Below are 19,693 nucleotides of genomic sequence, written 5' to 3'. Positions count from 1 at the left end.
GGTTAAACAAAAAACAGGTAGCGATAGCTTCGAGAGCTTTAATGGCCTGGCAAAACGGAATCCGTTTCTGGCCGCGCAGGCCGGTCCGGCCGTGCTGCTGGAGGGGCTGCGCGCGATGGGGTTCGCGCCGGCCGCCGAGTCGGCGGAGGGCGATGTGGTGATCGCCCGGGCCGACGCCCACCGCACCCCGCCGCGCACCCCTCCCGCACCGGTCCCGGAGGGGCCCCCGGTCCTCGACGAGGCCCTGCTCGCGGCGGCGCTCCGCGCCGTCCGCGCCGGTGACCTCGCCTCCACCGCCCCACGGGAGCCGGGGGACGGGGAGGAGCCGGGGGACGGGGAGCCGCCCCGTACGAGCGCCGCGGAGACCCTCGCCACCCTGCAGGCCGCCGTCCTCACGGGGGAGACGCTGTGGATCGGCTACGTCGACGCCGAAGGCGGCGCCGGCCGGCGCGTCATCGCCCCGGTCCGGGTCGAGGGCGGCTTCGTCACGGCGTACGACCACACCGCGGACGAGGTCCGTACGTATCCGCTGCACAGGATCACGGGGGTCGCGGAGCTCGCGGAGGACGAGGGCTGACCCGTCCGGGTGTACGGCGGGGTTCATGCGCGCCGCGCCGGGCCGTTCCCCCCGACGAGCGAGGTTGCGGGCGGGCGCGCATCCCGCGGCGGGCCGTTGGGCAGCCACCGGGTGTCCCGAACGGGCCCGGAGACCACCGCGGTCCACGCGCCCGGGGCAGAGAGGAAGTCCGCGTTCCGACCCGTTTCCCGTTTCTCGCGGGCCGGTCCCCCGTCCCGGGGGCCGGCCCGTCTCCGTGGGGAGGGAGGCGCCGCCGGTGAAGGGCCTCGCGCCGCCCGCGCCGAAGCGGTCCGCCCCGCCCGGGACCGTGAGCGCGCGCGATCAGGCAAACTGGAGGTTTGGCCGTGCAGTGCCCGTGCCGAGCCCGTCGCAGAAAGGCAGCCGCGCGTGAATGGTCCGCTCATCGTCCAGTCCGACAAGACCCTGCTCCTCGAAGTCGACCACGAGCAGGCGGACGACTGCCGCCGGGTCATCGCCCCGTTCGCCGAGCTGGAGCGGGCGCCCGAGCACATCCACACCTACCGGGTGACCCCGCTCGGCCTGTGGAACGCGCGGGCGGCCGGCCACGACGCCGAGCAGGTCGTGGACGCGCTGGTGCAGTACAGCCGCTACCCGGTGCCGCACGCGCTGCTGGTCGACATCGCCGACACCATGGACCGCTACGGCCGGCTCAGCCTGGTCAAGCACCCGGCGCACGGCCTCGTCCTCACCACCACCGACCGCCCGGTCCTGGAGGAGGTGCTGCGCTCCAAGCGGATCGCCCCGCTGGTCGGCGCCCGCATCGACCCCGACACGGTGGTCGTGCACCCCTCGGAGCGCGGGCAGATCAAGCAGACGCTGCTGAAGCTGGGCTGGCCGGCCGAGGACCTCGCCGGATACGTGGACGGCGAGGCGCACCCCATCGAGCTGCGCGAGGACGGGTGGTCGCTGCGCCCGTACCAGAAGCAGGCCGTGGAGAACTTCTGGCACGGCGGCTCCGGCGTCGTCGTCCTGCCCTGCGGCGCCGGCAAGACGCTGGTCGGCGCCGCGTCGATGGCGCAGGCGAAGTCGACCACGCTGATCCTGGTCACCAACACCGTCTCGGCCCGCCAGTGGAAGCACGAGCTGGTGAAGCGGACCTCGCTGACCGAGGACGAGATCGGCGAGTACAGCGGCACGAAGAAGGAGATCCGGCCCGTCACCATCGCCACCTACCAGGTGCTGACGACGAAGCGGAAGGGGATCTACCCCCACCTGGAGCTGTTCGACTCCCGGGACTGGGGCCTGATCGTCTACGACGAGGTGCACCTGCTGCCCGCCCCCGTCTTCAAGTTCACCGCCGATCTCCAGGCCCGGCGGCGCCTCGGCCTCACGGCGACCCTGGTCCGCGAGGACGGCCGCGAGTCGGACGTGTTCTCGCTGATCGGCCCGAAGCGGTTCGACGCGCCGTGGAAGGAGATCGAGGCGCAGGGCTACATCGCCCCGGCCGACTGCGTCGAGGTGCGGGTCAGCCTCACCGAGTCCGAGCGGCTGGCGTACGCGACGGCGGAACAGGAGGAGAAGTACCGGTTCTGCTCGACGACGGCGACCAAGCGGAGGGTGACGGAGGCGATCGTCCGGCGGTTCGCGGGGCAGCAGATCCTCGTCATCGGGCAGTACATCGACCAGCTCGACGAGCTGGGCGAGCACCTGGACGCGCCGGTGATCAAGGGCGAGACGTCCAACGCCCAGCGGGAGAAGCTGTTCGACGCGTTCCGGGAGGGCGAGATCAACGTCCTGGTGGTGTCCAAGGTCGCGAACTTCTCGATCGACCTGCCGGAGGCCACGGTCGCCATCCAGGTGTCGGGCACCTTCGGGTCGCGGCAGGAGGAGGCGCAGCGGCTCGGCCGGGTGCTCCGCCCCAAGGCCGACGGGCACCAGGCCCACTTCTACTCCGTGGTCGCCCGGGACACCGTCGACCAGGACTTCGCGGCGCACCGCCAGCGGTTCCTGGCGGAACAGGGGTACGCGTACCGGATCGTGGACGCGGACGAGCTGCTGGCCGAGAGCTGACCGGCGGGGCGCGCACGCGCCCGGCGGCGGACGGCCCGGGACGCCGCCGGGGCGGCGCGCGCCGACGCGGTGTCGGTGCGTGCCGCCCCGGGGCGGGACGCGGCCCCCTCCCTCAGGGAGTTCACTTCGGGTCCTTGGCGAACGTGGCGGCCGACCAGAGGTAGCCGAGCACCGTCAGGCCCAGGCACCAGGCCACCGCCAGCCACCCGTCGTGGCCGATCTCCGTGCCGAGCAGCAGCCCGCGCAGGGTCTCGATGGCGGGTGTGAAGGGCTGGTACTCGGCGATCGGCTGGAACCAGCCCGGCATCCCGTCGACCGGGACGAAGGCGCTGGACAGCAACGGCAGCAGGATCAGCGGCATCGCGTTGTTGCCGGCCGCCTCGGCGTTCGGGCTGACCAGCCCCATGCCGACGGCGATCCAGGTGAGCGCCAGGGCGAACAGCACGAGCAGTCCGAACGCGGCCAGCCACTCCAGGGCCGTGGCGTCCGTGGAGCGGAAACCGACGGCCACGCCCACGGCGCCGACCAGGAGCACGCTCGCGACCGACTGCAGCACGCTGCCGACGACGTGCCCGATGAGCACGGAGCCCCGGTGGATCGCCATCGTGCGGAAGCGGGCGATGATGCCCTCGGTCATGTCCATGGAGACGGAGACGGCGGTGCCGACGGTGGTGGAGCCGACGGTCATCAGCAGCACGCCCGGCACGAGGTAGGCGATGTAGGCGGAGCGGCCGACTCCGCCCATGCCCGCGCTCATCACGTCCCCGAAGACGTAGACGAAGAGCAGCAACAGCATGACCGGCGTGAGCAGCAGGTTCAGGGTGAGCGACGGGTAGCGCCGGGCGTGCAGGAGGTTGCGGCGCAGCATCGTGGACGAGTCGCGCACGGCCAGGGCGAGGGTGCTCATCGGACGTCCTCCTCGGACGGGGCGGGGACGGCGGCGCCGCCGGTCAGGGCGAAGAACACGTCGTCGAGGTCGGGGGTGTGCACGGTCAGCCCGTCCGCCTCGACGCCGGCGGTGTCGAGCCGGTCGAGGACGGCGCGCAGCTCGCGCTGGCTGCCGCCGCTGGGGATCTGCAGGGCGAGGGCGTCGTCGTCCCGGGAGGCCCCGGGCAGGGCGGAGGCGGCGGACCGGTAGGCGGCCGGGTCGGTGAAGCGGAGCCGGACGTGTCCGCCGGGGACGAGGCGCTTGAGCTCGTCGGCGGTGCCCTCGGCGGCGATCCTCCCGTCGTGGAGCACGGCGATGCGGTCGGCGAGTTCGTCGGCCTCCTCCAGGTACTGGGTGGTGAGGAGGACGGTGACGCCGCCGGTGACGAGCTCGCGGATGATCTGCCACATGGTGTGGCGGGAGCGCGGGTCGAGGCCGGTGGTCGGCTCGTCGAGGAAGATGATCCGCGGGTCGCCGACCAGGGTCATGGCGATGTCGAGGCGGCGCTTCATGCCGCCGGAGTAGGTGGAGGCGGGCTTCTTCGCCGCCCCGGTGAGGTCGAACCGCTCCAGCAGTTCGGCGGTGACCCGCCGCCCCTGCGCGCGGGAGAGGTGGTGCAGGTCCGCCATCAGGAGCATGTTCTCCTCGCCGGTGATCAGGCCGTCCACGGCGGAGAACTGGCCGGTGACCCCGATCGCGGCCCGCACGGCCCGGGGGTCGGTGGCGAGGTCGTGGCCGCCGACCCGCAGGTCGCCGGCGTCCGCGGTGACGAGGGTGGAGAGGATCTTGACGACGGTGGTCTTGCCGGCGCCGTTCGGGCCGAGCAGGGAGAAGATCGTTCCTTCCGGGACGGTCAGGTCGACGCCGTCGAGCACGACCTTGTCGCCGTAGGACTTGCGCAGCCCGTTCGCCGCGATGGCCAAGCCGGTCATGGGGTTCTCCTTCACGGGTTCACAGGCTGCGGGCGGTGATGTCGCCGTGGGCGGTGGTCGCGTGGACGGCCAGGCCGGCGGCGGCGCCGTCGGTGTTGCCGAGCGTGTTGCGGACCCGGCCGTAGCCGGTGCCGGCGTCCAGGGAGGCGGAGACCCCGCGGGCGGCGCCGACGGAGATGTCGCCGTGCTCGGTGCGCAGCGTCACCGTGCCGCGCCGGGCCTCGGTGACGCGGATGTCGCCCTTCTGGGTGCTGATCTCGGCGGAGTCGCCCAGGCGGCCGACCGAGACGTCGCCGGCGAGGACGGCGAGGCGGACGCTCGCGGCCTCGTCGAGCTTGACCGGGCCCTGCGCGCCCTCGAAGGCGACGTCGCCGAGCCGGCCGACGCCCCGGAGCTCCGCGGCGGCCGCCTTCGCCTCGACGTGGGAGCCGGCCGGCAACCGGACGGTGACCTCGACGGACCCGGACGGGCCGAGGAGCTGGTTCCCCGCCGGCGGGCCGCCGATCCGCAGGACGCCGTCGCCGTACTCGACCCTGGTCCGCTCCGCCGCCTTCGCGTCGCGGCTCTTCGCGGCGTCCGCGGGCAGGACCTCGACCACGGTGTCGGCCCGGTCGGCGGCGATGAACCGGATGCGGCCGGCGGGGACGTCGAGGACGACCGAGATGGGGGCGGGGGTGTCGAACTGCATCGTGCGCTCCTTCGGGTTGTCGTTTCTGACACTGGAAACGCTACGTTGCGTTCAGAATTGCAACAACTACTTCGTTGCACTCGATCAGTATTCCCGCAGCTCAGAGCAGAGAAATCGTTGCAACGAATCGGAAGGTAACGCAACGGGAAGAGGATCGACCGTTGCAATGAACTGGTGCGAAAGCTATGCTGGCGACATCACGGACCACGAAGGAGACCGCGTTGCCAGGAGGCAGGCTCACCCAGCAGGAGCGCCAGCAGATCGCGACCGGGCTGGCCGACGGGCTCGCCTACGCGGAGATCGCCAGACGCCTCGACCGCCCCACCTCGACGATCACGCGCGAGGTGATGCGCAACGGCGGACCCACCGCCTACCGCGCGGACCTCGCCCACCGCGCCACCGAACGCCGGGCCCACCGGCGCAGGCAGGCCGCGCCGCGGAGGCCGGAGGCGCTCACGGAGGACCACGGCCGCGACCCGGAGGCCGTGCGCGCGTACGAGGAGACGCTCACCACCGTCTTCATAGCGTCGGGCACGCCCAAGATGATGGCCAGGGTCATGGCCTGCCTGACCCTCACCGACACCGGCAGCCTCACCGCCGCCGAACTCGCCCGGCGCCTCCAGGTCAGCCCGGCGTCCGTCTCCAAGGCGGTCACGTTCCTGGAGGGCCAGGGCCTCATCCGCCGGGAACGCGAGGAAGGGCGGCGTGAGCGCTACGGCTTCGACGAGGACATCTGGTACCAGTCGATGATCGCCAGCGCACGGTCCACCGCCCAGGTCGCCGAGACCTCACGGCAGGGCGTCGCCGTCATGGGGCCCGGCACACCGGCCGCCACACGGCTGGAGAACGCCGCCCGCTTCCTCGACTTCGTCGCCGAGACCATGATCCGCGCCACCGAGCAGGCCCGCGAAGTCCTCTTCACGAAGCCCGAAGCGGCCTCGGACGGCACCGCCGGGCCGCGCCCGGACCGCGGGTAGCCGACCGCCCCGTCCACGTGCGGCGGACGCCCGCCTCCTCGCCGTACTCGCCGAGGACGATCACGTCGAAGGCGGCGCCGAGGAAGACCTTCACGGCGCGCAGGGCGTCGCCGGGGCGGTGCGGCCGACCGCCCCGGAACGAGGTCGCGCCGGCCGGCCGCACCGGCGGTGTGCTGGGGTGGAGGGTCGCTGCGCTCATGTCCTCATGGTCGCCCTCCGGCCCCGGGGCGGGCGTCGGCCGGGGGGACCGGTCCGCGGGCCCCGCGCGTACGCCTCCGGGACGACCCGTCCCCCTCGGGCGGGACGGGTCGTCCCCTGGGGGCCGCCGGTCAGCGGCCGATCCCGTCCAGCTCGGCGAGGTCCTGCTCGGACAGTGCGAGGCCCGCGCCGGTGACGTTCTCCCGCAGGTGCGCCACCGACGAGGTCCCCGGGATGAGCAGGATGTTGGGCGACCGGTGCAGCAGCCAGGCCAGGGCGACCGACATCGGTCGGGCGCCGAGCCGGGCGGCCACGGCGGAGAGCGCCGAGGACTGCAGGGGGCTGAAGCCGCCGAGCGGGAAGAACGGCACGTAGGCGATGCCCTGCTCGGCGAGCCGGTCGACGAGGTCGTCGTCCTGGCGGTGGGCGAGGTTGTAGAGGTTCTGCACGCAGACGAACGGGGCGATGGTCCGCGCCTCGTCGATCTGGTCGGCGGTGGCGTTGCTCAGGCCGAGGTGCCGGATCAGGCCCTGCTGCTGGAGCTCGACGAGGGTCTCGTAGGCCTGGGCGAGCGAGCCGGGCTGCGGGCCCTCGGCGTTGCCGAGCCGGAGGTTGACCAGGTCCAGCCGCTCCACGCCGAGGGTCTCGAGGTTGCTGTGGACGGCCCTGCGCAGGTCGTCCGGCTCCCGGGCCGGGGGCCAGCCGCCCCGCGCGTCGCGGACCGCGCCCACCTTGGTCACGATGTGCAGCGAGTCGGGGTAGGGGTGCAGCGCCTCGCGGATCAGCCGGTTGGTGACGTGCGGCCCGTAGGCGTCGGCGGTGTCGATGTGGGTGACGCCGAGACGCACGGCCTCGCGCAGCACCGCGAGCGCGCCGTCGTGGTCGGCCGGCGGCCCCATCACGCCGGGACCGGTCAGCTGCATGGCCCCGTAGCCGAACCGGGTGACGGTCAGGTCGCCCATCGTCCAGGTGCCGCCGGGGAGGGAGGTGGTCGAAGTGCTCATGCCCCCACCGTCCACGCCCCCGGCCGCCCCGCCCAGGTCCCTGCCGATCCTGGGAGTGACAGGGCCAGGGACGGGCGGCCCCGTGCGCCTAGCATGAGGGACATGCCTGAGGAGAACCTGCTCGGTGACTACCTCCGGGCGCGCCGGGAACTGGTGACGCCCGAGGACATCGGGCTGCCGACCCACGGGGTGCGCCGCGTTCCGGGGCTGCGCCGTGAGGAGGTGGCCATGCTCGCCGGCATCAGCTCCGACTACTACCTGCGGCTCGAGCAGGGCCGCGACCGCAACCCGTCGGTGCAGGTCCTCGACGCGCTCGCCCGGGTGCTCCGGCTCGACGACACCGCCACGGGCTACCTCCACCAGCTCGCCGCGCCGCGCCCCCGCACCCGCCGCCGGCCCCGGCGGCGGACCGTTCCGCCGGCCACGGCACAACTGCTCCGGGCGATCGGGCTGCCGGCCTTCGTGACCGACAGGTCCCTCGACGTGATCGCGGCCAATCCGCTCGCCACCGCGCTGGTGCCGGGCGTACGGGTGGGGGAGAACCGGCTCCGGTCGTTCTTCCTCGACCCCGCCGAGCAGGCGCTGCACACGGACTGGGCCCACACGGCGGCCCGGTGCGTCGCCGCCTTCCGCAGACGCCTCGGGTCCGACGTCGACGACCCGCGGGTCGTCCGGATCGTCGGCGAACTGTCCCTGGCCAGCGAGGAGTTCCGGCGGGTGTGGGCACGCCACGACGTCCGTCCGTCGGGCAACGGGACGATCGGGATGAACCATCCGCAGGTCGGCCGGCTGAACCTCACCATGTCCAAACTGGACGTCGACGGCCCCGACGGGATGACGCTCGCGCTCTACCACGCCGAGCCGGGGACCGAGGACGCCGAGCGGCTCGCCCTGCTCGCCTCGCTGACCACGGGACCGGGGCGGCGGCCGGTCGACGTGCCCGGCGTGCGGGAGGCGGACGGTTCGCCCCGTACGAGCTGACCGGCGCGGCCACGGGCGTGCCCGCCGCGCCCGCCTCCGTGGGGCGGACAAACCGTTTGGACCGCACCGGCCCCGCGTCCTAGAATCTCCGCTCCTGCCCGCCTCCCCTCACGGAGCGCCGCCGTCCGGACGGAAACCGGCCGGCATTTCGCCGCAGCAGCCAGCAGCAGGTCCCCCGGAGGCACCCCCTTGTCCGCGTCCACGCCGGTAGACGAGCCCGTAGACGGCCCCACGACCACCCCCGCGGACGATCCGCTCGCCCGCGAACGCTCCCACCTCGCCGCGTCCCGCTCCGCCCTGCGCGCCATGCGCGAGGACGTCGAGGCCCTCGACATCAGCGACGTCACCGCGAACTGGGTCAACGCGGCCGTCCTGGAACGCCAGATCGAGGAGCGCGTCAAGGCGCTGGCCGACCTCAGCGACACCCCGCTGTTCTTCGGCCGCCTCGACTACCTGCACTCCCCCGGCGCCGAGCGGGCGGAGGGTGCGGAGGGGGAACGCTTCTACGTCGGGCGCCGGCACGTGCACGACGCGGACGGCGACCCGATGGTGATCGACTGGCGTGCGCCGGTGTCCCAGCCGTTCTACCGGGCGTCCAGGAAGGACCCGCAGGACATCGCGCTGCGCCGCCGCTTCGGCTACACCGGTGGCGACCTCACCGCCTACGAGGACGAGCACCTCTCCGACCCCACCGAGGCGGCCACCACGAGCAAGCTGCTCCAGCAGGAGATCGAGCGCCCGCGCGTCGGCCCGATGCGGGACATCGTCGCCACCATCCAGCCCGAGCAGGACGAGATCGTACGGTCCGGGCTGTCCGGCAGCGTGTGCGTGCAGGGAGGACCGGGGACCGGGAAGACGGCCGTCGGCCTGCACCGGGTCGCCTACCTCCTCTACGCCCACCGCGAGCGGCTGGCCCGCACCGGCACGCTGGTCGTCGGCCCGAACCGGTCCTTCCTGCACTACATCGAGCAGGTGCTGCCGGCCCTGGGCGAGCTGACGGTCGCGCAGGCCACGGTGGACGACCTGGTGGCGCACGTGGAGGTGCGCGGGACGGACGAGGCGCCGGCGGCGGTGGTCAAGGGCGACGCCCGCATGGCACAGGTGCTGCGCAGGGCCCTCTACTCCCACGTCACGATGCCCGCCGAACCGGTCGTCGTCGTGCGCGGCTCACGCCGCTGGCGGGTCCCGGCGTACGAACTGGAGGAGATCGTCCGGCAGTTGCTGGAGCGCGACATCCGCTACGGCGCCGCCCGCGAGGCCCTCCCGCAGCGCATCGCGCACGCCGTGCTGGTGCAGATGGAGCGGGCGGGCGAGGCGCCGGACGACAGGGTCCAGGACGCGGTGGCCCGCAACGCGGCGGTGAAGGCGGCGGTGAAGGCGGTCTGGCCGGCGGTCGATCCGGCGAAGCTGGTGCTGCGGCTGCTGGGCGAAGCGGAGTTCCTGGCGGAGCACGCGGAGGGACTGCTCGACGAGCAGGAGCAGAAGACGATCCTGTGGACGAAGCCCGCCCGCTCGGTGAAGTCGGCGAAGTGGTCGGCGGCGGACGCCGTGCTGATCGACGAGGCGGCCGACCTGATCCGGCGCACGCACTCCCTCGGACACGTGGTGCTCGACGAGGCGCAGGACCTCTCCCCCATGCAGTACCGGGCGGTGGGCCGCCGCTGCACCACCGGCTCGGCGACCGTCCTGGGCGACCTGGCGCAGGGCACCACCCCGTGGGCGACCCGCAGCTGGGAGGAGGCCCTGACCCACCTGGGCAAGCGGGACGCGGTGATCGAGGAGCTGACGGCCGGCTTCCGCGTCCCGACGGACGTCATCGCCTACGCCTCCCGGCTGCTCCCGCACATCGCGCCGGGCCTGACCCCGGTGGTGTCGATCCGCGAGAACCCGGGCCTCTTCGAGGTCCGCCCGGCCGGGGGGACGGGCGACGTGGTCGCCGCGTGCCGCGAACTCCTGCGCAACGAGGGCTCGGTGGGCCTGATCGCGGCGGACGCCCGTGTCCCGGAACTGGCCGGGGCGCTGACGGCGGCGGGGATCGCGTACGTCGCCCCCGGCGAGGAGACGACCCGTGCCACCCGCCTGACCCTGGTCCCGGCCTCCCTGGCGAAGGGCCTGGAGTACGACTACGTGGTCCTGGACGAACCCCGGGCGGTGGTCGACGCCGAGCCCGACGAACGCACCGGCCTCCGCCGCCTGTACGTGGCCCTCACCCGAGCGGTCTCCGGCCTCGTCGTCACCCACACGGCCCCCCTGCCGGACCAGCTGACGTAACCGCCGCCGCTCCCGCGGGCAGTCGTGCCGCAGGGCGATGGGGGTCCCCCCGCTCGAGCGAAGCCGAGAGTGGGGGAGGGTGGGCGCGGACGGCACCCCGCAAGCGCCGGGCCGCGCGACCCACCCCCGCCCAGCGGCAACCCCGCTCAGCATGAAGCCCGGCGCCAAGGGAGCGAACGCTCAGCCCTCCAGCGCCCGCCGCCACTCCGCGACGGCCTCCGCCGAGACCGGCCCGCCCCAGCCCTCCGGCCGCGCCGCTCCCCCGATGTGGAAGGCGTCGACCCCGGCCTTCAGCAACAACGGCACGTGGTCCAGCCGCAACCCGCCCCCCACCAGCAACTGCTGCTCGTACCCCGGCTCCCCCCGCCGCCCCGCCTCCGCGAGCAGCGTCGGCAGGCCCGCGTCGACCCCCTCGGCCGCCCCGGCCGTCAGGTAGGTGTCCAGCCCGGGGAAGTCCGCGAGCTGCTTGCGCAGCGCGGCCCGGTCGGCGGCCCGGTCGACGGCCCGGTGGAACGTCCACCGGCACCCCTCCAGCTCCCGGGCGACCCGCTCCACCGCCTCCAGGTCCACCCCGCCGTCCGGGGCGAGGAACCCGAGCACGAACTCCTGCGCCCCGGCCGCGCGCATCTCGCCCGCGGCGCCCACCAGCCGGTCGACGTCGCCCGCCGCGAACCCGTCCGCCAGCCGCAGCATCACCCGTACCGGGAGGTCCACGGCCGCCCGGATCCCCGCGACGGTCGCCGCCGTCGGCGTCAGCCCGTCCGCCGCCATGTCGGTCACCAGCTCGAGACGGTCCGCACCTCCGGCCTGGGCGGCCACCGCGTCCTCGGCGTCGAGGGCGATCACCTCCAGGACTGCACGCTTGCTCATGGGACCCCATTCGTCGGGCTCGGTCGGCTGCTCCAGGACAGATCTGTCCACTACAGGTCTAGTCCAATCCAACCCTACGCCCTGCCCCGCCGCTCACCCCCCGAAGATGTTCAGCTCCGCCGCCTCCACCCCGGCCAGCTCGTACGCGGCCCCGTCCACCGGGCGCCCCGCGTACAGCCGTACGAGCGTCGGCCCGTCGCCGAGGTAGCGGGCCGGGGGACGCTCCCCCGTGGTGCCGCCCAGCCGCAGCGGCTCGTCGGCGTCGTCGAGGTCGGCGTGCAGGGGGAGGTGCCCCGCGCGGCACGTGACCTGCGCCAGCAGCTCCAGCGCGTACGGCAGTCCCGCGCCCGCGTACGCGCCCTGCTCCCCGAGCGCGACCCGTACGTCCCCGGCGTGCACCCACTCGCCCAGCGCGAGCTTGTCCAGCGCCCCGCCCGCCTTGGCGATCAGCGGTCCGGCCCCGGTCATCCCGCGCTCCAGCTCGTCCAGGACCCGGGCGGTCGTCCACCCGGCCCGCTCCGCGATGTCCCGCTCGTTGCCCTCGGGCGAGAACACCCCTTCCTCGAACCGCTGCTCCAGGACCCGGGTGAACGCGGCCGAACAGTGCGCCAGCACGTCCCGCACCGTCCATCCCGGACACGCCGCCACCGGCAGCGCGAAGTCCTCGTCCGCCCTTCCCCGCAGCAGCGGGATCAGCGCGTCCCGCTCGGCGGTCAGCAGTCGCCCGGGCAGCTCGGGGTCTCGTACGTCGTGCACGTCCGCAGGAGTCGTCATGCCGTCCACGCTAGTGCGACGGAGGGCCTGCCGGTGCCCCCCGGCACCGGCAGGCCCTCCTCGGTCATCCGGAAACCGACGCGTCAGAAGGTCAGGCTCCAGGAGTCGATGTAACCGGTGTCGCCCGAGTAGACGTCGGTCACCCGCAGCTGCCAGGTGCCGGACGCCAGGTGGGAGGAGGCGTCGACCGTGTACGTCGCGATGACGTCGTCGGCGCTGTCGTAGGCACTCGTGTTCTTCAGCGTGTACAGGGTGCCGTCGGGAGCGACGAGCTGGACCCGCAGGTCGCCGCGGTAGGTGTGCTTGATGTCCACCGCGACCTGGAGGTCCGAGGGGGCGTGGCCGCTGACGCCGCTCACCTGGATGTTCGAGTAGACGTAGCGGCCGTCACCGTCCGGGACGGTCCAGTTCCCGGAGTTGGTGAAGGTCTTCCCCGCGGGGTCCGGGTCCGGGGTACCGCCGCCGCCGAGGGCGGTGAGGGTGCGCGCCGCGTCGGCGAGGCCGGAACCGCAGCCGCCGCTGCAGGAGCCGGGCAGGGCACGGGCGTTGCCCTTGATGAGCGACTCGACGCGGCTCGGGGTGAGGGAGGGGTCCTTCTCGTACAGCAGCGCGGCGAGGCCGGCGATGTGCGGGGTGGCCATGCTGGTGCCCTGGTAGGCCTCGTAGGTCTCGGCGCCGGGCGTGGTGGCGCTGCCGTTCAGCGTGGAGAGGATGCCGTCGGCCGCGCTGACGGCGGTCTCACCGCCGGGCGCGGTGATGTCGACGATCGAGCCGTAGTTGGAGTAGCTCGCGCGGTTGCCCTCGCGGTCGCTCGCGGCGACGTTGATGACGTCGGAGCAGTTCGCCGGGGTGAAGCCGGAGGCGTTGGCGTTGGAGTTGCCGGCGGCGACGACGACGGTCGTGCCGCGGCCCACCGCGCCGTTGATGGCGTTCTGGGTGACGGTCTGGCAGGACCCGGAGCCGCCGAGGCTGAGGTTGATGACGTCGGCCGGATCGGTGTTGACGGGCACGCCGGGGACGGAACCGCCGGAGGCCCAGACGATGGCGTCGGCGATGTCGGCGGTGCTGCCGCCGCACCGGCCGAGGACGCGGACGGGCTGCACCTTCGCGTGGTGCGCGACGCCGGCGACGCCCTTGCCGTTGTTCGCGACGGCGGCGACGGTGCCGGCGACGTGCGTGCCGTGCCAGGAGGAGTCGCTCGGCCGGGAGCCCGCGTAGCACTCGTCGGCGGCGCTCCAGTCGCCCTCGTCCCGGGGGTCGCCGTCCCGGCCGCCGCCGTCGCGGGCGTTCTGGGCGTCGGAGATGAAGTCGTAGCCCGGGACGATGTTGGCGCCCAGGTCGGAGTGGGTGACGTAACCGGTGTCGATGACGGCGACGTTGACGCCCCGTCCGGTGGCTCCGCCGTCCCAGGCCCTCTGGACGTTCATGCCCGCGGTGGCCTCGAAGAGGTCCCACTGGCGGTCGTAGTACGTGTCGTCGGGGGCGGCCGTCGCGTACATACGGGTGTCGCGGTCGACGTAGGCGACGTCCGGGTCGGCCTCGAAGGCGTCGACGACCTCCTGGAGGGAGCCGCCCTTCAGCTCGTCGCCGAGGTCCACGAGCGCGGCGCCGGTGCCCAGCCGGCGCTCGAAGGCGAGGCTCTCGCCGGCCTTCTCGCCCTTGGCCCTGGCGTCCTTCCTGGCCTCGGCGTCGGATTCGGCCTCCTCGGCCTTCTTCTCGTACCCGACGATGAGCCGCTCGACCGGCGCGCCGGCGGCGGCCTTCGGCCCGGCCGGGGAGGGCTGTGCGCCGGGCGTCGCGACGGCCGCCGTCACGCCCGAGCCCAGGAGCGCGGCCGTCGTCACCGCCAGGAGGGATATGCGCAGGTGTCTGGAACCGTTCACGGTGGGGTCGCCTTTCACGAGCCGGCTCCGGACGTGCGGAACCGGCGGATGGTTCTGCTCATGACAATCCAGTCCGTGCTCGCCCGCGCCGGGCCGCCGAGGGAGTGAGGACAGGGGGTGGCGGCCGGGTGGGGGGACGCGGGCGAGCACGACCCGTCCGGCCGGACGCGATCACGACGGAGTCCGCCGCGATGGTTGAACGCCCGGTGAACCGGTGGCAGGAACCTACGGGCGCCCCCGGAAGCCGACCATCCGGAGCCCGTCACCTACGGATACGCAATTAACTCCCGTCGCTGGTCCGGTGACCGGCCGGGCCCCGTGGCCGCTCCCGGGAACCGGGGGACGCAGGGACAATGGGGCCATGGCCGACACCGAAGCCCTGCGCGTCCGTTTCGTCCGTGCCCTGGAGGGGGCCCGCGGGCCCGGGGGCGGTCCGGACCCGCTGCCGTACGCCGACGACCTGATCGGGCGCTGGCGGGAACCGCAGCGGCGCTACCACACGCTCACCCACCTCACCGCGGTCCTCGACCACGTCGACGAACTGGCGGACCACGCGGACGACCCGGACGTCGTGCGGCTCGCCGCCTGGTTCCACGACGCCGTGTACCTGCCGGAGCGGTCGGAGAACGAGGAGCGGTCCGCCCGGCTCGCCGAGCGGGCGCTGCCCGAGGCCGGGGTGTCCGCGGGGAGGACCGCCGAGGTGGCCCGGCTGGTGCGGCTCACCGTCACGCACGATCCGGCCGACGACGACCGGAACGGGCAGGTGCTGTGCGACGCCGACCTCGCGGTCCTCGCCGCGTCCCCGTCGGCGTACGCCGCCTACACCGCCGCCGTCCGGGAGGAGTACCACTTCGTCCCGAACGAGGCGTTCCGCGAGGGGCGGACCGACGTGCTGCGCCGACTCCTCGCCCTGCCACGGCTGTTCCGCACCCCCTACGGCCAGGAGCACTGGGAGGCCACCGCCCGCTACAACGTGCGCGGCGAGCTGGAAATGCTGTCGCCCCCGGCCGCGCCGCCCGCCTAGCCTGCCCGCATGCATGCGGTGGGAGCGGAACAGGTGGAGGAAGCCGTCGCGGACTGCGTGGCGGCGCTGGGGACGGTCGTCGACCGGGACTGGAGGGAGGTGAGGGCCGGACGGCTGGAGTGGAGCTGCCGGCGGACGGCGGAGCACATCGCGAGCGATCTCGTCGCGTACGCGGGACAGCTCGCCGGGCGGGCACAGGACGCGTACGTGCCCTTCGAGATCACGCTCGACGGCAGCGAGGACGGCCTGGACCCCGCCGACAACGCGGGCGTCCTCCAGGTGATCACCACGACCGGCGCCCTGCTCGCCGCCGCGATCCGCACCGCCCCCCGCGCGGTCCGCGCCTTCCACCCGTTCCCCTTCCGGCACGCGAACCGTGAGGGGTTCGCCGCGATGGGCGTCGCCGAGGTGCTGCTGCACACGCACGACATCGCCGAGGGCACGGGGATCGCGTACGAACCGCCGGCCGAGCTGGCCTCCTTCGTCCTGACCCGGATCTTCCCGCGGGTCGAGCCGGGGCCCACGCCGTGGCGGACGCTGCTGTGGGCCACCGGGCGCGGCGAACTGCCGGGGCGGGAGCCGGTCACCGGGTGGCGGTGGAGCAACAACCCGGTGCTGCGGTCGGAGCGGCTGACCCTGGAGGGCGTCACCCCGGCGGTCGCCGCCGACCTGTCCCTGGCGGGGGACGGCGGCTACGCCTGGGTCGACGGGGCCGCCGCCGACGGCACCCGCGAGGGCGCCGGGATCATGGCCGCGCAGTACGAGGCGGGCGCGTTCCACCCGGAGTGGGCCATGTACGTCCTGGTCCGGCGCGAGGACGACCGCGCGGTGGGCGCGATGGGCTTCCACGGCGTCCCGGACGGGGACGGCCGTGTGGAGATCGGCTACGACCTCGTCGCGGGCGCCCGCGGTCACGGCTACGCCACCGAGGCGCTGCGCACCCTGTCGGCGTGGGCGCTCGCGCGGGACGGGGTACGGACGGTGACCGCCGTCGTGGAGGAGGAGAACGTGCCCTCGCAGAAGGTCGTCACCCGGGCCGGTTTCACCGAGGTGTCCCGGCGGGAGGGACGGATCCGCTACGAGCTGGGCGGCTGAGCCGCGCCCTTGCGCCGCCGCAGCCCCGCCCCGTGCAGCAGCCGCACCACCTCACGGCTGCCGACCTCGACCGCCCCGGCGCGCACCGCGTCGGCGTACCGGTGGGCGGGGAGGTCGTAGTGGTCGCGTTCGAAGGCGCGGCGGGGAACGCCCAGGCGCTCGGCGAAGGCGTGCAGTTCGTCGTAGGAGAGGTCGCTGACGAGGTGGGACCAGAACCGGCCGTGGCCCGGCCAGGCGGGCGGGTCGATGTAGACGGTCACGAGGGCGTCGCCCCGCCCAGCGCGCCCACCGGCGAGACCCGCACGCCCGCCTTGTGGCACACCCAGTGCGGATCGGGGCCGAGTTCCGGCTCCACCTCCAGCGCGTGCGGGTCGCCGACGTCGCAGACCGGGCACAGCGGCCAGCGGCCGTGCCGCTCCAGCAGGGCGTCCTGGACGTCCTGGGCGACCAGGCCGGGGAGGAAACCGGCGCCGTCCGGCCACTGTTCGACCCACCAGCGCCGGTGCGCGACGGACTCCTCGACGAGGGAGACCACGTCCGCCTCGGCGACCTCGCGCGCGGCCAGGTCGGCGAGCACGAGGGCGCGTGCCGCATGCAGGGACTGCTCCAGGGGACTGACGGGGTCGCGAGGGGGAACGTGGGGGTCCATGTCCCCATTGTGCGCACTCTTGACCGCACGACCGGTGCGAAAATATCTTTCACATCGTGACCCATGACGTGAAGGAAATTTTCGGGAACGGTTCCGGCGGCGGCCCGCCCGCCCCTCCCGCGCCCGCCGCCCTGGCGGCCAAGGTGCGCACGCTGGCCCCGTCGATGACCCGTTCCATGCAGCGGGTCGCCGAGGCCGTCGCCGACGACCCGGCCGGCTGCGCGGCCCTCACGGTCACCGGACTCGCCGAGCTCACCGGCACCAGCGAGGCCACCGTCGTGCGCACCGCCCGCCTGCTCGGCTACCCCGGCTACCGCGACCTGCGCCTCGCGCTGGCCGGTCTCGCCGCCCAGCAGCAGTCCGGGCGGGCGCCCGCCATCACCACCGACATCGCGGTGGACGACCCCATAGCCGACGTGGTGGCCAAGCTCGCCTACGACGAGCAGCAGACCCTCGCCGACACCGCGGCCGGCCTGGACACCGTGCAGCTCGCCGCCGCCGTGTCCGCCCTGGCCGGCGCGCGCCGCACCGATGTGTACGGCGTCGGCGCGTCCGGCCTGGTCGCCCAGGACCTCACCCAGAAGCTGCTGCGCATAGGCCTGCTGGCGCACGCCCACAGCGATCCGCACCTCGCCGTCACCAACGCGGTGCAGCTGCGCCCGGGGGACGTGGCCGTCGCCGTCACGCACTCCGGGTCGACCGGGGACGTCATCGAACCGCTCCGGGTCGCCTTCGAGCGCGGTGCGACGACGGTGGCGGTCACCGGCCGCCCGGACGGCCCCGTCACCCAGTACGCCGACCACGTCCTGACCACGTCCACGGCCCGGGAGAGCGAGCTGCGGCCGGCCGCGATGTCCTCCCGGACGGGGCAGCTGCTGGTGGTGGACTGCCTGTTCGTGGGGGTCGCCCAGCGGACGTACGAGGCGGCGGCGCCGGCGCTGTCCGCTTCGTACGAGGCGTTGGCGCACCGGCACCGAGTGCCTCGCAAGAGCCCCTAGGGGCTGATCCTGTGTTTCGGCCGCGGCTGGTCCGGGGCCGGTCGCGCCCACGCGGCGGAGCCGCACATGTCACAGCCCCGCGCCCCTGGGGGAGTTCTCCCACCCCGAGCTGGAAAGTCACCGTCATGTCTACTTCCCACCGCGATCTGCGCGCCCAGTTGGAAGCGCTGACCACCGAGGCGTTCCGGCCCGAGCTGGCGGACGTCGACCGGTTGCCGACGCTCGACATCGCCCGGCTGATGAACGCCGAGGACGCCACGGTGGCCGGTGCCGTGGCCGAGCAGGTCCCGGTGATCGCCGCCGCGATCGACGCCGTCGCCGGGCGGATGGCCCGCGGCGGGCGGCTGGTCTACGCGGGCGCCGGCACCGCAGGCCGGCTGGGCGTGCTGGACGCCTCCGAGTGCCCGCCCACCTTCAACACCGACCCGGCGCGGGTCGTCGGCCTGATCGCGGGCGGTCCCGACGCCCTGGTCACCTCGGTGGAGGGCGCCGAGGACTCCCGCGAGCTGGCCGAGGCCGACCTGGCCGCGCTGGGACTGACCGCCGACGACACGGTGGTCGGCGTCTCCGCCTCCGGCCGCACCCCCTACGCGGTCGGCGCCGTCGCGTACGCCCGTGCGCGCGGCGCCCTCACCGTGGGCCTGGCCTGCAACCGGGGCAGCGCGCTGGCGGCGGCGGCCGAGCACGGCATCGAGGTCGTCGTCGGCCCGGAGTTCCTCACCGGCTCCACCCGTCTGAAGGCCGGCACGGCGCAGAAGCTGGTGCTGAACATGCTGTCGACGATCACGATGATCCGGCTGGGCAAGACGTACGGGAACCTGATGGTCGACGTGCGGGCCTCCAACGAGAAGCTGCGCGCCCGCTCCCGCCGTATCGTCGCCCAGGCGACGGGCGCGGCGGACGACGTGGTCGAGCGCGCCCTGGCCGCCACGGACGGCGAGGCCAAGCACGCGATCCTGGTGATCCTGGCCGACGTGGACGGCCCGACGGCCGCCCGCCTCCTCGCGGAGTCCGACGGCCACCTGCGCGCGGCGCTGGCGAGGGCGGGCGACGGGACGTAGCGGCCGGGCGGATACTGGAGGCACCCGACCCGGAGACGAACATGAACCACGCGCAGCTCACCGCCCTGGGCCGCGCCCTGCGCGTGCTCGGGGAGCACGGCGAGGCGCTGTCCGCCGACACCCCGGACGCCCGGCTGCACGAGGTCAAGGACGACCTGCGGCGGGCTCTGGACCTGCTGGAGGAGAGCGTCACCACGGCCGCGCCCAGCACGCGCTGCGCCGAGCACCCCACGGGGCCGGTCGACGAGAGCGCCCCGGACCTGTGCCTGCTCTGCGAGACCCGGCGCCGGGCCGCCCGCCGCGCCGAGTTCAACGGGCCGGCCCCGCAGGCCCCGCCCGCCGCCCCGGCGCCGTCCCGGTACGGGGTGCGCGGGGACCGGCCGCAGCCGCAGCAGCGCTGGCTGCCGGAGCTGTGGAACGGGCAGGCGTGGCAGCTGTGCGGCACCCCGCGCCGGGACCGGCGCGAGGCGGAGCTGTACATCGCGGCGCAGCGGCGCGGGCCCCGGGCCGCCATGGCGTACCGGATCGTGCACGAGTTCACCGACTACGAGGTGCTGCGCGTGTGGGGGACGCCGGTGCGGGTGGACATCGAGCCGATGGGCCGTCCCTGAGGACGCCCCGCCCATGACGCCGACGGGGGGCCGGCGGCGGCGCCCGCGGGGGGGGGGGGGCGGGGGCGGGGGCGGCCGCCCCGCCCGGGGCGGGCCCCCGCCGCCGGGCCCCCGCCCGGGGGGGGGGGGGCGCCCGGCGGG

At 74.2% G+C, this 19,693-nt stretch carries 19 protein-coding genes and 1 pseudogene; 10 read left to right on the top strand and 10 right to left on the bottom strand.

Annotated features, from left to right (window positions below; genetic code table 11):
- A partial coding sequence (locus ABTY20_RS11570; protein WP_502991792.1) for a WYL domain-containing protein occupies window positions 1-577 on the top strand: 577 nt, incomplete at its 5' end.
- 387 nt (window positions 578-964) lie between these two features.
- Window positions 965-2,608, top strand: a complete 1,644-nt coding sequence (locus ABTY20_RS11565) for a DNA repair helicase XPB (RefSeq protein WP_351996772.1) — start codon at window positions 965-967, stop codon at window positions 2,606-2,608.
- Between the two features lie 121 nt (window positions 2,609-2,729).
- On the opposite strand, the gene ABTY20_RS11560 is transcribed toward ABTY20_RS11565, so the two are convergent.
- The 3 genes from ABTY20_RS11560 to ABTY20_RS11550 are packed head-to-tail and all read right to left on the bottom strand — an operon-like array spanning window position 2,730 to window position 5,156.
- A complete protein-coding gene (locus ABTY20_RS11560) occupies window positions 2,730-3,515 on the bottom strand; it encodes an ABC transporter permease (protein ID WP_351996771.1) in 786 nt (261 codons plus the stop codon).
- Window positions 3,512-4,468 (bottom strand): ATP-binding cassette domain-containing protein, encoded by a 957-nt coding sequence (locus tag ABTY20_RS11555; RefSeq protein ID WP_351996770.1) that lies wholly within the window; start codon window positions 4,466-4,468, stop codon window positions 3,512-3,514. Before ABTY20_RS11555 ends, ABTY20_RS11560 begins: the two co-directional genes overlap by 4 nt.
- A 19-nt stretch (window positions 4,469-4,487) precedes the next feature.
- Window positions 4,488-5,156, bottom strand: a complete 669-nt coding sequence (locus tag ABTY20_RS11550) for a DUF4097 family beta strand repeat-containing protein (protein ID WP_351996769.1) — start codon at window positions 5,154-5,156, stop codon at window positions 4,488-4,490.
- A gap of 221 nt (window positions 5,157-5,377) precedes the next feature.
- Between ABTY20_RS11550 and ABTY20_RS11545 the strand changes: the two genes are divergently transcribed.
- Window positions 5,378-6,133 carry a helix-turn-helix domain-containing protein gene (locus ABTY20_RS11545; protein WP_351996768.1) on the top strand — a complete coding sequence of 252 codons (756 nt, stop codon included), beginning with the start codon at window positions 5,378-5,380 and terminating at the stop codon, window positions 6,131-6,133.
- Between the two features lie 19 nt (window positions 6,134-6,152).
- On the opposite strand, the pseudogene ABTY20_RS11540 reads toward ABTY20_RS11545, so the two are convergent.
- Window positions 6,153-6,332, bottom strand: a pseudogene (locus tag ABTY20_RS11540) (hypothetical protein); the annotation flags it as partial.
- A 130-nt stretch (window positions 6,333-6,462) separates the two neighbouring features.
- Window positions 6,463-7,335 carry an aldo/keto reductase family oxidoreductase gene (locus tag ABTY20_RS11535; protein WP_351996767.1) on the bottom strand — a complete coding sequence of 291 codons (873 nt, stop codon included), beginning with the start codon at window positions 7,333-7,335 and terminating at the stop codon, window positions 6,463-6,465.
- 93 nt (window positions 7,336-7,428) lie between these two features.
- On the opposite strand from ABTY20_RS11535, the gene ABTY20_RS11530 reads away from it, so the two are divergent.
- Window positions 7,429-8,316 (top strand): helix-turn-helix domain-containing protein, encoded by an 888-nt coding sequence (locus tag ABTY20_RS11530; protein WP_351996766.1) that lies wholly within the window; start codon window positions 7,429-7,431, stop codon window positions 8,314-8,316.
- 189 nt (window positions 8,317-8,505) lie between these two features.
- On the top strand, window positions 8,506-10,587 hold the full coding sequence (locus ABTY20_RS11525) for a HelD family protein (protein WP_502991791.1): 2,082 nt from the start codon (window positions 8,506-8,508) through the stop codon (window positions 10,585-10,587).
- Window positions 10,588-10,767: 180 nt separating this feature from the next.
- Here ABTY20_RS11525 and ABTY20_RS11520 read toward each other — a convergent pair whose 3' ends face one another.
- The 3 genes from ABTY20_RS11520 to ABTY20_RS11510 all read right to left on the bottom strand — a co-directional run bounded on the left by ABTY20_RS11520 (window position 10,768) and on the right by ABTY20_RS11510 (window position 14,114).
- A complete protein-coding gene (locus ABTY20_RS11520) occupies window positions 10,768-11,457 on the bottom strand; it encodes a copper homeostasis protein CutC (protein ID WP_351996765.1) in 690 nt (229 codons plus the stop codon).
- A gap of 93 nt (window positions 11,458-11,550) precedes the next feature.
- On the bottom strand, window positions 11,551-12,231 hold the full coding sequence (locus ABTY20_RS11515) for a maleylpyruvate isomerase family mycothiol-dependent enzyme (protein ID WP_351996764.1): 681 nt from the start codon (window positions 12,229-12,231) through the stop codon (window positions 11,551-11,553).
- An 83-nt stretch (window positions 12,232-12,314) separates the two neighbouring features.
- Complete coding sequence (locus ABTY20_RS11510; protein WP_351996763.1) at window positions 12,315-14,114, bottom strand: S8 family peptidase; 1,800 nt, start codon at window positions 14,112-14,114, stop codon at window positions 12,315-12,317.
- A 361-nt stretch (window positions 14,115-14,475) separates the two neighbouring features.
- On the opposite strand from ABTY20_RS11510, the gene ABTY20_RS11505 reads away from it, so the two are divergent.
- A complete protein-coding gene (locus ABTY20_RS11505; RefSeq protein ID WP_351996762.1) occupies window positions 14,476-15,138 on the top strand; it encodes an HD domain-containing protein in 663 nt (220 codons plus the stop codon).
- A 33-nt stretch (window positions 15,139-15,171) separates the two neighbouring features.
- On the top strand, window positions 15,172-16,233 hold the full coding sequence (locus ABTY20_RS11500) for a GNAT family N-acetyltransferase (RefSeq protein WP_351996777.1): 1,062 nt from the start codon (window positions 15,172-15,174) through the stop codon (window positions 16,231-16,233).
- On the opposite strand, the gene ABTY20_RS11495 is transcribed toward ABTY20_RS11500, so the two are convergent.
- Both ABTY20_RS11495 and ABTY20_RS11490 read right to left on the bottom strand, forming a co-directional pair.
- Complete coding sequence (locus tag ABTY20_RS11495; protein ID WP_351996761.1) at window positions 16,215-16,493, bottom strand: DUF4031 domain-containing protein; 279 nt, start codon at window positions 16,491-16,493, stop codon at window positions 16,215-16,217. The two genes, ABTY20_RS11500 and ABTY20_RS11495, sit on opposite strands and share 19 nt — an antisense overlap.
- Window positions 16,490-16,882: a DUF8819 family protein gene (locus ABTY20_RS11490; RefSeq protein ID WP_351996760.1), complete on the bottom strand. Its 393-nt coding sequence runs from the start codon at window positions 16,880-16,882 to the stop codon at window positions 16,490-16,492. Before ABTY20_RS11490 ends, ABTY20_RS11495 begins: the two co-directional genes overlap by 4 nt.
- 56 nt (window positions 16,883-16,938) lie before the next feature.
- On the opposite strand from ABTY20_RS11490, the gene ABTY20_RS11485 reads away from it, so the two are divergent.
- The 3 genes from ABTY20_RS11485 to ABTY20_RS11475 all read left to right on the top strand — a co-directional run bounded on the left by ABTY20_RS11485 (window position 16,939) and on the right by ABTY20_RS11475 (window position 19,552).
- Window positions 16,939-17,880 carry a MurR/RpiR family transcriptional regulator gene (locus ABTY20_RS11485; RefSeq protein WP_351996759.1) on the top strand — a complete coding sequence of 314 codons (942 nt, stop codon included), beginning with the start codon at window positions 16,939-16,941 and terminating at the stop codon, window positions 17,878-17,880.
- Window positions 17,881-18,005: 125 nt separating this feature from the next.
- Window positions 18,006-18,941: an N-acetylmuramic acid 6-phosphate etherase gene (gene murQ, locus ABTY20_RS11480; protein WP_351996758.1), complete on the top strand. Its 936-nt coding sequence runs from the start codon at window positions 18,006-18,008 to the stop codon at window positions 18,939-18,941.
- Between the two features lie 41 nt (window positions 18,942-18,982).
- On the top strand, window positions 18,983-19,552 hold the full coding sequence (locus tag ABTY20_RS11475) for a hypothetical protein (protein ID WP_351996757.1): 570 nt from the start codon (window positions 18,983-18,985) through the stop codon (window positions 19,550-19,552).
- Window positions 19,553-19,693: the final 141 nt, after the last annotated feature.

The organism is Streptomyces sp. NPDC126497 (assembly GCF_040302425.1).
In the GTDB taxonomy this organism is placed as follows: domain Bacteria; phylum Actinomycetota; class Actinomycetes; order Streptomycetales; family Streptomycetaceae; genus Streptomyces.
The sequence above is the reverse complement of the archived record's forward strand: the minus strand, read 5'-3'. Positions and strand labels throughout refer to the sequence as shown.

Excerpts from the sequence above, each read along its gene's own strand:
- ABTY20_RS11560 (WP_351996771.1), bottom strand. The coding sequence starts at position 3,515 with ATGAGCACCCTCGCCCTGGCCGTGCGCGACTCGTCCACGATGCTGCGC.
- ABTY20_RS11555 (WP_351996770.1), bottom strand. The coding sequence starts at position 4,468 with ATGACCGGCTTGGCCATCGCGGCGAACGGGCTGCGCAAGTCCTACGGC.
- ABTY20_RS11550 (WP_351996769.1), bottom strand. The coding sequence starts at position 5,156 with ATGCAGTTCGACACCCCCGCCCCCATCTCGGTCGTCCTCGACGTCCCC.
- ABTY20_RS11535 (WP_351996767.1), bottom strand. The coding sequence starts at position 7,335 with ATGAGCACTTCGACCACCTCCCTCCCCGGCGGCACCTGGACGATGGGC.
- ABTY20_RS11530 (WP_351996766.1), top strand. The coding sequence starts at position 7,429 with ATGAGGGACATGCCTGAGGAGAACCTGCTCGGTGACTACCTCCGGGCG.
- ABTY20_RS11520 (WP_351996765.1), bottom strand. The coding sequence starts at position 11,457 with ATGAGCAAGCGTGCAGTCCTGGAGGTGATCGCCCTCGACGCCGAGGAC.
- ABTY20_RS11515 (WP_351996764.1), bottom strand. The coding sequence starts at position 12,231 with ATGACGACTCCTGCGGACGTGCACGACGTACGAGACCCCGAGCTGCCC.
- ABTY20_RS11505 (WP_351996762.1), top strand. The coding sequence starts at position 14,476 with ATGGCCGACACCGAAGCCCTGCGCGTCCGTTTCGTCCGTGCCCTGGAG.
- ABTY20_RS11490 (WP_351996760.1), bottom strand. The coding sequence starts at position 16,882 with ATGGACCCCCACGTTCCCCCTCGCGACCCCGTCAGTCCCCTGGAGCAG.
- murQ (WP_351996758.1), top strand. The coding sequence starts at position 18,006 with ATGTCTACTTCCCACCGCGATCTGCGCGCCCAGTTGGAAGCGCTGACC.
- ABTY20_RS11475 (WP_351996757.1), top strand. The coding sequence starts at position 18,983 with ATGAACCACGCGCAGCTCACCGCCCTGGGCCGCGCCCTGCGCGTGCTC.